The sequence below is a fragment of the Kitasatospora sp. NPDC057198 genome, from assembly GCF_042670125.1.
Taxonomy (GTDB): Bacteria; Actinomycetota; Actinomycetes; order Streptomycetales; family Streptomycetaceae; genus Kitasatospora.
In genome coordinates, this window is the sequence record NZ_JBHUWH010000237.1 from 1 (window position 1) to 11737 (window position 11737).

Genomic DNA, 11737 nt, shown 5'->3' on the forward strand with positions numbered 1-11737 from the left:
ACCGAGGACACACCGCCGTGAAGCCCCACGCCCCCCACGCCCCGACTGCCTTCGCCGCGGCGGACCTCGGCGCCACCAGCGGACGGGTCGTCGTCGGCCGCATCGGCCGCGACAGCCTCGACCTCACCGAGACCCACCGCTTCGACAACACCCCCGCCCAGCTCCCCGACGGCCTGCACTGGAACGCCCTCGGCCTGTACCAGGGCGTCCTCGACGGCCTGCGCGAAGCCGCCGCCCGCTTCGACATCGCCTCCGCCGGCATCGACAGCTGGGCCGTCGACTACGGACTCCTCGACGCCGACGGCGCCCTCATCAACAACCCCTTCCACTACCGCGACCCGCGCGGCGCCGCCGCCGTCGAGGACGTCTGGCGCCGCGTCCCCGCCCGCGACCTGTACCGCATCACCGGCCTCCAGCACCTGCCGTTCAACACGCTCTTCCAACTCGCCGCCGAGAAGCACCTCGACCGGGCCCGCACCCTGCTGCTGATCCCCGACCTGCTCACCCACTGGCTCACCGGCACCCTCGGCACCGAGGCCACCAACGCCTCCACCACCGGCCTGTACGACGCCCGCACCGGCACCTGGTCCACCCCGATCCTCGCCGCCCTCGGCCTCGATGCCGCCCTGCTGCCCCCGCTGCGCCGCCCCGGCGACCACGCCGGCACCGTCCTGCCGCACGTCGCCGCCGCCACCGGACTGCGCCCCGACACCCCCCTCGTCGCCGTCGCCTCCCACGACACCGCCTCCGCCGTCGCCGCCGTCCCCGCCACCACCGCCGACTTCGCCTACATCTCCTGCGGCACCTGGTCGCTGGCCGGGCTGGAACTCGACAAGCCGGTGCTCACCGACGCCTCCCGCGCCGCCAACTTCACCAACGAGCTCGGCACCGACAACACCGTCCGCTACCTGCGCAACGTCATGGGCCTGTGGCTGCTCAGCGAGAGCCAGCGCACCTGGCGCGCCCGCGGCCGGTGCCACCAGCTGCCCGAACTGCTCGAACGCGCCGCCGCCGCCCGCCCCTTCGCCGCACTCGTCAACCCCGACGCCCCCGAGTTCCTCGCCCCCGGCGACCTGCCCGCCCGCCTCGCCGAGCACTGCGCCCGCACCGGCCAGCACCTGCCGGCCGACGACCCGGGCGCTGTCGTCCGCTGCATCCTGGAGAGCCTCGCCCTCGCCCACCGCCACACCCTGCGCCAGGCCGCCGAACTGACCGGCAAGCCCATCCGCACCGTCCACCTCGTCGGCGGCGGCAGCCGCAACGAACTGCTCTGCCAGTTCACCGCCGACGCCACCGGCCTGCCCGTCGTCGCCGGCCCCACCGAGGCCACCGCCATCGGCAACATCCTCGTCCAGGCCCGCACCCACGGCCTGGTCGCCGACCGCCGCGCCATGCGCCGCCTGGTCGCCCGCACCCAGCACCTCGAGCGCTACGAACCCAGTGGCGACACGCGCGCCTGGGACTCCGCCGCCGCCCGCGTCGGCCTGAGCTGAACCGGCCGGAGAAGTACCGTCGTGAACTCGTCGCGCCGGGCCCCGCGGAAGCCGAACCAGCCGATCGCCAGACCCGCGGCCGAAACGGCGGCCAGCCCGCCGTAGAGCAGGGCCGGGTCGAACCGCAGCAGCGCCGGGGTGACCAGGGCGAACGCGGCGGCGAGGTAGCGGGCGGTGGCGATGACCGCGCCCTGGGCGGTGGCGCGCAGCAGGGTGGGGAAGGACTCCTGCGCCCAGGTCTTCATGATCCCCTCGAAGGCGAACGCGCCGCCGACCGCGTTGACCGCCATGGAGAGTGCGAGGGTGGCCAGGGAGAACCCGAACAGCGGCGGGATCAGGTAGCCGCCCGCCAGGCAGGCGGCACCGAACGCGAAGTAGCGCAGGCGGCGCGGTGTGCCGGCGATCCGCATGAACCACAGGCCGGCCGCGACGGTGACGGGCAGCACCAGCAGCGACAGTCGCGCGCTGACGTCGACCGGGAGGTGGGCGACGTTGGCCGCGACGTAGGCGCCGAACTGGCCGCTGGTGTTGGCGGCCAGGTTGGTCAGCGCGTAGAAGCCGAGCAGCGCGGCGAACGGGCGCAGGTACGGGCCGGCGAACAGGGCACGGGCCGAGGCCCCGGCAGAACGGGGCGACGCCCGTTCGCGTCGGGCGGCCAGCCAGGCCGGGGACTCCGGCAGGCGGAGCCGGGCCAGCAGCAGGACCAGTGCGACCGCGCCGACGTGCCCGTAGAGGACCTGGCCGCCGGTTCGGCCCCAGCCGCCGACGACGGTGGCGACCGTGCTGGCGGCCGCGGCGCCCACGCCCCACAGGACGTTGGAGAAGCCGATCAGCGCGGCCCGGTTCCGGTCGGTCGCGGACTCGGCGACCATCGCGAGCGCCACCGGCAGGTCGGCCCCGGAGCCCAGTCCGAGCACCAGGACGCCGAGCAGCAGCGGGGCGAAGCCGGTGGACAGGACCGTGAGTGCGCACCCGGCGACGACCATCGCCATGGTGGCGGCGAACACGCGGCGGCGGCCGAAGCGGTCGCCCAGGCGCCCGCCCAGCAGGGCGCCGGTGGCGATGGCGGCGGTCAGCGCGCCGGACAGTGCGCCGATGCGGCCGCCGGTCAGGTGCAGCGGCTCCTGGTAGAGGACCAGGGCGATGCCGGTGGAGACGATCGCCGCGGCGTCCACGTACGAGGCCATGCCCGCGACCACGCCCGTGCGCCAGGCGTGCGGGGGCTGAGCGGGAGCGCGGTGGTTCATGGGGGCTCCTGGAGGTTCACGCCGATCGGTCGGGCGCGTGGCGACCTGGGTCGAGCGGCGTCGACGTCACCGAAGCCCGGAGGGGTTCCGCCTCCATGGTGCGGGAGCGGGCTCCGGTCTCCGGGCGCCCGGCGGTGTGAGGTGCGCCGCTCCGCCCGGGGGTCAGCCGGCGTCGTCGACGCAGGCGATCTTCCGCAGCAGGTCGATCGCGACGGGCCGCTCGCCGTCCTGGAGGGAGGCCAGCAGCAGTTCGTTGACGTGTTCGGCGGGCGGGATGAGCTGCTGCAGCAGCCGCGCACCCTCGGCGGTGAGCTCCAGCAGGGTGCGGCGGCGGTCGGCGTCGTCACGGACCTGGCTGACGTAGCCCTGGTCGGTCAGGCGCCGGACGATGTTGTTGACGGTGGAGCGGTCCAGGGAGGTCGCGGACGCCACCGTGCGCTGGTCGTTGCCGGGCATGCGGGCGAGCGCGTTGAGGACGGCGAACTGCTGGGAGGTGACCTCGCGCGAGACGTGCGCGGCCCAGAGCGAGGTGTGGACCTGTTCCGCGCGGCGGATGAGGTGCCCGACGTAGTGGTCCAGTTCCAGTGAGCGTGTCAAGGTGCTGCCGTTTCCTTCGCCGAGGGGTGCCGCGGGCGCGCGTGGGTGCGACCGGTCGTCGAGTCTACGAGCGCGCGGCACCGCCCCGGCACGGCGCAGGGCCCGGATCAGTCGGCGGTGCGCACCCGGCGGCCGGGCCGCTCGGCGTACGGGGTGGCGCGGGTGCCGTCGACGCCGACCTCCAGGCGGCCGATCTTCTCGATGTCGACGGTGATCCGGTCGCCGTGCCGGATCGGGCCGACGCCGGCCGGGGTGCCGGTGGCGATCACGTCGCCGGGGTGCAGGGTCATCACGGAGCTGGTGTAGGCGATCAGCTCGGCGACGCCGAAGATCAGGTCCGCGGTGCTGGTGTGCTGCCGCTCCTCGCCCGCCACCGCGCAGCGCAGGTCGAGCGCGTCGGGGTCGGGGACCTCGTCGGCGGTGGTGATCCACGGGCCGAGGGGGGTGAAGGTGTCGTAGGACTTGCGGGTGGAGCGGTCCTCGGTGGAGCGGACGGTGATGTCCAGCAGGCAGCTGTAGCCGAAGACGTAGTCGAGGGCCTCGCCCGCGGGCACGTGGCTGGCGGTGCGGCCGATGACGACGGCGAGCTCGCCCTCCTGGTCGGTGCGCATGTCGCTGTAGGGCAGCAGGACGTCCCGGCCAGGGCCGATCACGGAGGAGTTGGCCTTGAGGAAGACGCCGAGCTCGGCGATGGAGGTCGGGTACTCCATCTCGGCCTTGTGGTCGAGGTAGTTGACCGGCGCGCCGACGATCTTCCCGGGACGGGGGAGCGGGGCTTCGAGCTCCGCGTCCGCCAGTGGGGTGCGCGGCAGGCCGGACAGGTCGGCGGGCAGGGTGCCGCCGAGCTCGATGTGGCGGTGCAGGGGCCCGGCCGGGCCGTACGGGCCCGGACCGGCGAGGAGTTCGGTGACGTCGACGAGGTGGTCGCCGTCGACCAGGCCGATCCGGTCCTGGCCGAAGAGTGCGAGACGCATGGGGAAGTCCTTGGGGAGGAGGGGATCAGGCGCCGGGGTCGCCCGGCTCGGTGCGGTACAGGCCCAGGGCGCGCATCACCGGCTCGTCGCTGTAGGAGAACAGCACCGCGTCCTGCGAGGTGGAGGCGTTGACGTGCCGGTAGGTCGCCCAGCCGGGGATCGCGATGGTGTCGTGCTCCGACCACTCCAGGCGGACGCCGTCGACGATCGTGGCGCCCTCGCCGCGGACCACGTTGACGATGGTCGAGGCGGTGTGGCGGCGGCCGGCGCCGTCGAAGCCGGGGCGCAGGCGGTGGATCCGGCAGCCGATGGTCGGCATGACCGGCCCGCCGGTGAACGGGTCGGTGTACTCCAGCGCGATGCCGTCCACCTCGCTGCCGGTGGCGTCGTCGGCGATGGCGTCGAGGGCGCGGGCCGTCTCCTGCCAGGGGTAGCGGGTGACGGGGGAGTTGCCGGTGCCGTCCGGGGCGAGCCAGGTGGGGGTGAGGCGGCCGTGCAGGAACTGGCGGCTGCCGAGGTCGGCGGTGCGGGTGAGCGGCTGGAGCCGCTGGTGGTACTGCTCGTAGAAACCGGCTTCGAGGGCGTTGACCAGCGGATAGTCGAGGGCGTCGAGCCAGATCATCGGCGCGTCGCCCCGGTGGGTGTGGTCGTGCCAGTGCCAGCCGGGGGTGAGCAGCAGGTCGCCGGGCGCCATCCGTACCGGCTCGCCGTTGACGGTGGTGTACGCGCCCTCGCCCTCCAGGACGAAGCGGAAGGCGTTGGAGGTGTGCCGGTGGGCCTGGGCGGTCTCGCCGGGCAGGATGACCTGCAGGCCCGCGTACAGGGTGGTGACGGTGGCGGGCGGGTCGGTGAGGCCGGGGTTGACCAGCATCAGCACGCGCCGCTCGGCCTCGTGCAGGGACAGCGTCTTGGAGAAGTGCAGCAGGTGCGGACGCAGGTCCTGCCAGCTCCAGCGGAACGGCACGGCCCGGCTGCGGGGCTGGGCCGGGAAGAGGTTGCCGTAGAAGCGCCACAGCGGGGCGGCGCCGAGGCCGTCCAGGGCCGCGTAGGCGTCGTCGGTCATGCGGGAACTCCGATCGGAGCAGCGGCCGCGGTCGCGGGTGCGGCGACGGTGTCGGAGGCGGGCGTCCACACCCAGGCGAGGTCGTCGAAGTCCGCGGGGGAGCGGTGGGCCAGGGCGAGATTGCGCATCGTGGCGCCCATGCCCTCCAGGTGGCAGAGGTCGCCGAACAGGTGCGCGCTGGTCTGGATCCGCCCGGCCCGCTCGGTGCGCCGCGCGGCGTAGGCGGTGAACGCCTCGGCCGCGTCGGGCCGTTCGCGCAGCGCCCGGCCGAGCGCGGTGGCGTCCTCCAGCGCCTGGCAGGCGCCCTGGGCGAGGTACTGCAGCATCGGGTGCGCCGCGTCGCCGAGCAGGGCGATCCGGCCGTAGGCCCACTGCTTCAGCGGCGGGCGGTCGTACAGCGGCCAGCGGCGGTCGCGGGCGACCAGCGGCAGCGCGTCGCGGACGGCCTCGCAGGCGCCGGCGAAGCGCTGCTCCAGCTCGGCCTCGGTGCCCCAGTCGTCGGAGTCGGGGGTGTAGCCGTCGCTGCGGAACACGGCGACCTGGTTGTACAGCTCGCCGCGCCGCACCGGGTACTGGACCAGGTGCATGGCGGGCCCGGCCCAGACCATGACGGCCTCGTCGGCCGCCGCCCGCGACATCCGGCCGGTCATCCGCCCGGTGGGGATCGCGCCGCGGAAGGCGACGTAGCGCGAGCAGACCGGGTCGCCCTCGCCGGTCAGCGCGCGGCGCAGCCGGGAGTGCAGGCCGTCGGCGGCGACCACCGCGTCGGCGAGCAGCACCTCGTCCTGCTCCTCGAAGGACAGCCGTACGTGGTCGCTGTCCTGCTCGGCGCGGGTGACGGTGAGGCCGGTGCGCAGGGTGATCAGCGGTTCGGCCCGGCAGGCGGCGAGCAGGGCTGCGTGCAGGTCGGTGCGGTGGGTGACCAGGTAGGGGTGGGCGAACCGCTCGGTGTAGGCGCTGCTGCGCAGGTCGAGCGAGGTCACCTCGGTGCCGGAGACGGCGTCCATCATGACCAGCCGGGGCGGCATGACGGCGTTGCGCTGCACGTCGGCCAGGACGCCGAGTTCGTCCAGGGCGAGCGAGGCGTTGGGCGCCAGCTGCAGGCCGGCGCCGATCTCGCCGAACTGCGCGGCGCGCTCGACCAGCGTGACGGTGCGGCCCGCGCGGGCGGCGGCGAGCGCCGCGGCGAGACCGCCGATCCCGCCGCCGACGACGGCGAGCGGACGCGGGGATGACGAGGGCACGTGGCCTCCTCGAGATATGATCAGTACATCAATCATTGATGGGCAGACGATATGCGGCGGAGTCCGCCCCGTCAACGGTCCGGTCAGCAGAACGTTCTACGAGTCTCCGAGTCGCTCAACTGGTTGACCGGCCGGACGGGCGCGTCTAGATTGCCGCCAGCTGTAGAACGATGCACATCGCAGACCTCGCCCGGGGCGGTCCGGCCCACCGCCGCGCCCCGCGCACCCCCACCGTCGGTGCGCGTGCCCCCACCTGCCGCGCCCGGCCTGTCGCCACCTTCCCCCGGAGAGCCGCATGAGACGCCGCGCGTTCCTCACCACCGCCGTCCTGTCCGCCCTGGCCACCACCGTCCCCCCGCTGGCCGCGGCACCCGCCGCCCGCGCCGCCACGGCCGGCGGCACCCCGCGGACCCGAGCCGACCAACTCCTCGCCACGATGACGCCAGCCCAGAAGGAAGCACTGATCCGGTGCGACTTCGGCGCGCTCGCGGGCCTGGGCATCCCGGCCCTGTCCATCGCCGACGCCTCGGCGGGCCTGCGCGGCGAGAGCGGCGTGACGGCCTTCCCCGTCCCGATCGCCCAGGCCGCCACCTTCGACGCCGACCGCACGGGCGCGCTCGGCGCCGCCATCGGCGTGGAAGGCCGCGCCAAGGGCTACAACAACCTGCTCGCCCCCACTGTCGACATCGCCCGGCACTGGCACTCCGGCCGCCAGGCCGAAGGCATGGGCGAAGACCCGTACCTCACCGGCACCCTCGCCACGACCTTCACCGCCTCGATGCAGCAGCAGGGCGTCGTCGCCACCGTCAAGCACTTCGCCGCCTACACCCAGGAGGACAACCGGAGCGCGGTGAACGTCACCGTCTCCGACCGCGCCCTCCACGAGGTCTACCAGGCCCCGTTCCGCCGCATCATCGCAACCACCCCGCTGACCTCCGTGATGATGGCCTACCCCAAGGTCAACGGCACCTTCGCCGTCCAGAGCCAGGCCCTGTTCGACGACCTGAAGAACACCATCGGCCTGCAGGGTTACACCGTCCCCGACTTCTGGGCCGGCGACGACCAGGTCGCCGCCGTCCGAGCCGGGATGGACCTCGTCGGACTCGGCCCCGGCGGCGTCCAGGCCCCGGCCGGCAGCATCACCTCCGGCGTCAGCTCCGCCCGCCTCGACGACGCCGCCCGCCGCGTCCTGGCCACCATGATCGGCGCCGGACTGTTCGACAACCCGCTCCCGGCCCCCGCCGCGAACGTCAGCACTCAGGCCCACCAGGACCTCGCCCACGACCTCGCCGTCCACGGCACCGTCCTGCTGCAGAACAAGAACGGCGCGCTGCCCCTGGCCCGGCCCGCCCGCATCGCCGTCATCGGCCCGGCCGGCACCGACACCATCACCGGCGTCTCCGGCTCCAGCTACGTCGACCCCGGCACCTGGACCACCCCGCTACAGGCCATCCGCGACCGGGCCGGCAGCGCCACCACCGTCACCTTCACCCAGGGCAGCACCGGCGACGTCCCGCTCGCCGCCGTCCCCGCCACCGCGCTGAAGACCGCCGCGGGCGCCACCGGACTGACCGTCAGCTACTACGCCGGCCCGCAGCCCACCGGCACCCCCCTCGCCACCCAGGCCGTCTCCACCATCGACTTCACCCAGGCCCCGCTCAGCAGCCTGCCCCCGATCTGGTCCGCCCGCTGGACCGGCAGGCTCACCCCCACCAGCACCGGCCTGCACCGCTTCTCGCTGCTGCCCTCCGGCACCGCGAGCCTCGCCCTCGGCGGGAGCACCGTCGTCTCCGGCATCCGCCACATGGCCCGCTTCTTCCTCGGCCCCTTCGACTACCCCCTCCAGGGCACCGCCACCCTCACCGCCGGAACCCCCGTCGACGTCGAAGTCACCTACACCAACGCCGGCGCCCAGTACGGCACCTGCGGCCTCACCCTCGGCTGGCAGCCCGACTCCCTCATCCCCGCCGCGGTCGCCGCCGCACGCGCCGCCGACACCGCCGTCGTCTTCGCCAACCGCACGGCCGGCGAGGACATGGACCACACCTCGCTCGACCTCCCCGGCGACCAGAACCAGCTCATCGCCGCCGTCGCCGCCGCCAACCCCCGCACCGTCGTCGTCCTCAACACCGACGGCCCCGTCGCGATGCCCTGGCTGAACTCCGTCAGCGGCGTCGTCCAAGCCTGGTACGGCGGCCGCGCCGCCGGCACCGCGCTCGCCGCCGTCCTGTTCGGCGACAGCGACCCCGCCGGGCGCCTGCCCGTCACCTTCCCCACCACCGCCACCCAGGGCGCCGGCGCCACCCCCGCGACCTACCCCGGCGACGGCACCACCGTCGCCTACAGCGAGGACACCGCCGTCGGCTACCGCCACTACGACCGCTACGGCCAGAACCCCCTCTTCCCCTTCGGCCACGGCCTGTCGTACACCACCTTCGCCGTCGGCGACCTCACCCTCGCCTGGGACGCCTCCGCCAAGACGCTCACCGCCACCGCCAAGGTCACCAATTCCGGCACCCGCACCGGCTGGAGCGTCGTCCAGCTCTACGCCGCCCTGCCCGCCGCCGCCAACGCCGAACCCCGCCGCCTGGTCGGTTTCCGCAAGGTCCAGCTCGCCAAGGGCGCCGGCACCCGGGTCACCTTCACCGTCACCGCCCAGGACCTCTCCACCTGGAACTCCGGCGTCTGGTGCCTCACCCCGGGCCTGTACACCCTCTCCGCCGGCCGGTCCTCCCGCGACCTGCCCGTCCAGCGCACCATCACCCTCGGCTGACCCGGGGCGCCGACGGGGCCGGAGCGGCTCGGAACGCCACTGCCCCGAGTTTGAATATGTTGACATAGGTATGTAGGCGTACCTATGCTGCCGTGGTGCCCACTCCCAGCGCTCGCAGCGAGCAGACCGACTCCACCGCCGAGGCGCTGGTGTCGGTCCTGCCCGTGCTGAACCGGGTTCTGGAGCGGCAGGTCGCGCTGGACTTCCCGCACCCCGGGCTGCCCGAGGGGCAGCTCGCCCTGCTGCGGCTGGTCGAGGAGCGCGCGGGCGTCACGGTCCGCGAGGCCGCCGAGGTGCTGCTGATGAAGCCGAACAACGTCAGCGCCCTCGTCACGCAGCTCACCGAGCAGGGCCTGCTGGAGCGCCGGCAGGACGCCGGTGACAAGCGCGTCGCGCACCTGCACCCCACGCCGCTGGCCGCCTCGCGGCTGGCCGAGGCCCGGGCGATCAAGACCGCCCACCTGACGCGGCTGCTGGCCACGCTCACCGACGGGGAGCAGGACGCCCTCGGCTCGGCACTCGGCGCCCTGAACTCGCTCGTCCGGCACCTCCACTCCGCCGGCTGACCGTCCGGCACCGCCCGCTCCACCCGCCGACCAGGCGCATTCGGGCAGGTCCGACGGCGCTCCGGCGCGCGTCCGTGCCGTGACCGCGGCCCGGCGCGACGTCTCCGTCAACTCCCTTTCAGACAAGGCACCTTCATGCCCTCCTCCACCCCGGTGGACCGCACCGCCCTGCCCGCACCGGCCGAACCGCCCAGTGGATCCGGCGGGCGGCGCGCCAACCCGTGGCTGACGCTGATCGCCGTCGCGATCGGCCTGTTCATGGTCAACCTCGACGGGTCGGTGGTCTCGATCGCCAACCCGGAGATCGGCCGCGACCTGCACGCCTCCACCTCCGACCTGCAGTGGGTTACCAACGCCTACCTGCTGGCGATGGCCGCCGCGCTGATCCTCGGCGGCAAGCTCGGTGACCGCTTCGGCCGCCGCACCGTCTACCTGGTCGGCGTCGCCGGGTTCGTCCTCTCCTCGGTGATGATCGGCCTGATCGGCTCCGTGGCCGGCGTCATCGCCTTCCGGGCCCTGCAGGGCCTGTTCGGCGCGCTGCTGATCCCCAACACCCTTGGCCTGCTGCGTGCGGTCTTCCCGCCCCGGCAGTTCGGTACCGCCGTCGGCCTGTGGGCGATGGTCGCCTCCTGCTCGACCGCGCTCGGCCCGATCGTCGGCGGCCTGCTGGTCGAGCACGTCAGCTGGGAGTCCGTCTTCTACATCAACGTGCCGATCGGCATCGGCGCGCTGGTCTTCAGCCTGCTCGTCCTGCCGCAGAGCAAGGACTCCACCGGGCAGCACCGCTTCGACCTGGTCGGCGTCGCCGTGCTGGCCCTCGGGCTGGTCGCCCTGGTCTTCGGCGTGATCAAGGGCGAGAGCTGGGGCTGGAGTTCGCCCGGCACCCTGGGCACGCTGGCGGGCGGCCTGCTACTGCTGGCGCTCTTCGCCCGGCACGAGATGCGGATCGCCCACCCGCTGCTGCCGATGCGGCTGTTCCGCAGCCCGGCCCTGACCATCGGCACGGTCGTCACCGCGATCAACTTCTTCGTCCTGCTCGGTGTCATCTTCTTCCTGATGCTCTACCTGCAGAACGTCCGCGGCCTCGGCCCCGTCGAGGTCGGCGTGCGCACCCTGCCGATGAGCCTGGCCTCCGTCGTCGCCGCGCCCCTCGGCGCCGCCCTGACCGGACGCTTCGGCGCCCGCCTGACCATGCCCGCGGGCATGCTGCTGGAGGCCGTCGCCGCGCTGTGGATGAGCACCTGGGACAGCCACTCCGCCTACGGGGCGATGTGGCCGCCGTTCGTCCTGATCGGCCTCGGCGTCGGCATGGTGATGTCCGCCTCCTCCGACGCCATCGTCGCCAACGCCCCCGTCCGCGACGGCGGCGTGGCCAGCGGCCTGCAGGCCACCGCCCTGCAGATCGGCGGCGCGCTGGGCACCTCCGTCCTGGTCTCGCTGGTCAGCGGCCGGGTCGGCGCCACCCTGCTGCGGGAGTTGACCGGCGCGGGCGTGCCGGAACCCGCCGCCCAGGGCTTCGCGGCCGCCAAGGACGCCGTCGCGATGGGCGTCGCCCCCGTCGACGCCACCGTGCCCGCCCAGTTGAGGGCCGCCGTGGTCGAAGGCAGCGGCGACGCCTTCATGAACGGCGTCCACGCCGCTGTCCTGGTCACCGCCGTCCTGTGCGTCATCGGCGCCCTCCTCGCCGCCGCCGGACTGCGCCACGGCACCCGCAAGCCGACCGCCGCCGCCCACGCCTGAGCGGCTGATGCGGAGGTGCCCGGCCGGTGGGTTCCGGCCG

The 11737-nt window shown here is 74.0% G+C and carries 9 protein-coding genes; 4 read left to right on the top strand and 5 right to left on the bottom strand.

The window, feature by feature from the left end:
• Positions 1-17 precede the first annotated feature (17 nt).
• Positions 18-1493, top strand: coding sequence for a rhamnulokinase family protein (locus tag ACFUEL_RS24275; RefSeq protein WP_380238867.1), 1476 nt, complete (start codon positions 18-20; stop codon positions 1491-1493).
• Here the strand turns inward: ACFUEL_RS24275 and ACFUEL_RS24280 are convergent.
• The 5 genes from ACFUEL_RS24280 to ACFUEL_RS24300 all read right to left on the bottom strand — a co-directional run bounded on the left by ACFUEL_RS24280 (position 1430) and on the right by ACFUEL_RS24300 (position 6618).
• The gene (locus ACFUEL_RS24280; RefSeq protein WP_380238860.1) at positions 1430-2740 is read right to left on the bottom strand and encodes an MFS transporter; all 1311 of its coding nucleotides are present in this window, start codon (positions 2738-2740) and stop codon (positions 1430-1432) included. The genes ACFUEL_RS24275 and ACFUEL_RS24280 overlap by 64 nt on opposite strands.
• Positions 2741-2902: 162 nt before the next feature.
• Positions 2903-3337 carry a MarR family winged helix-turn-helix transcriptional regulator gene (locus tag ACFUEL_RS24285; RefSeq protein WP_123559074.1) on the bottom strand — a complete coding sequence of 145 codons (435 nt, stop codon included), beginning with the start codon at positions 3335-3337 and terminating at the stop codon, positions 2903-2905.
• A gap of 107 nt (positions 3338-3444) precedes the next feature.
• Positions 3445-4311 carry a fumarylacetoacetate hydrolase family protein gene (locus tag ACFUEL_RS24290; RefSeq protein WP_380238861.1) on the bottom strand — a complete coding sequence of 289 codons (867 nt, stop codon included), beginning with the start codon at positions 4309-4311 and terminating at the stop codon, positions 3445-3447.
• A 25-nt stretch (positions 4312-4336) separates the two neighbouring features.
• On the bottom strand, positions 4337-5374 hold the full coding sequence (locus ACFUEL_RS24295) for a cupin domain-containing protein (RefSeq protein WP_380238862.1): 1038 nt from the start codon (positions 5372-5374) through the stop codon (positions 4337-4339).
• Positions 5371-6618 carry an FAD-dependent monooxygenase gene (locus ACFUEL_RS24300; RefSeq protein WP_380238863.1) on the bottom strand — a complete coding sequence of 416 codons (1248 nt, stop codon included), beginning with the start codon at positions 6616-6618 and terminating at the stop codon, positions 5371-5373. Before ACFUEL_RS24300 ends, ACFUEL_RS24295 begins: the two co-directional genes overlap by 4 nt.
• 295 nt (positions 6619-6913) lie before the next feature.
• Between ACFUEL_RS24300 and ACFUEL_RS24305 the strand changes: the two genes are divergently transcribed.
• The 3 genes from ACFUEL_RS24305 to ACFUEL_RS24315 all read left to right on the top strand — a co-directional run bounded on the left by ACFUEL_RS24305 (position 6914) and on the right by ACFUEL_RS24315 (position 11697).
• Complete coding sequence (locus tag ACFUEL_RS24305) at positions 6914-9391, top strand: glycoside hydrolase family 3 C-terminal domain-containing protein (RefSeq protein WP_380238864.1); 2478 nt, start codon at positions 6914-6916, stop codon at positions 9389-9391.
• A gap of 95 nt (positions 9392-9486) precedes the next feature.
• The gene (locus ACFUEL_RS24310) at positions 9487-9957 is read left to right on the top strand and encodes a MarR family winged helix-turn-helix transcriptional regulator (protein WP_380238865.1); all 471 of its coding nucleotides are present in this window, start codon (positions 9487-9489) and stop codon (positions 9955-9957) included.
• Positions 9958-10092: 135 nt separating this feature from the next.
• Complete coding sequence (locus tag ACFUEL_RS24315; protein ID WP_380238866.1) at positions 10093-11697, top strand: MFS transporter; 1605 nt, start codon at positions 10093-10095, stop codon at positions 11695-11697.
• The last annotated feature ends 40 nt before the right edge of the window (positions 11698-11737 follow it).

Bases quoted from the DNA above. Each gene is read 5' to 3' on its own strand.
- ACFUEL_RS24290 (WP_380238861.1), bottom strand. From the start codon at position 4,311: ATGCGTCTCGCACTCTTCGGCCAGGACCGGATCGGCCTGGTCGACGGC.
- ACFUEL_RS24315 (WP_380238866.1), top strand. From the start codon at position 10,093: ATGCCCTCCTCCACCCCGGTGGACCGCACCGCCCTGCCCGCACCGGCC.
- ACFUEL_RS24305 (WP_380238864.1), top strand. From the start codon at position 6,914: ATGAGACGCCGCGCGTTCCTCACCACCGCCGTCCTGTCCGCCCTGGCC.
- ACFUEL_RS24295 (WP_380238862.1), bottom strand. From the start codon at position 5,374: ATGACCGACGACGCCTACGCGGCCCTGGACGGCCTCGGCGCCGCCCCG.
- ACFUEL_RS24280 (WP_380238860.1), bottom strand. From the start codon at position 2,740: ATGAACCACCGCGCTCCCGCTCAGCCCCCGCACGCCTGGCGCACGGGC.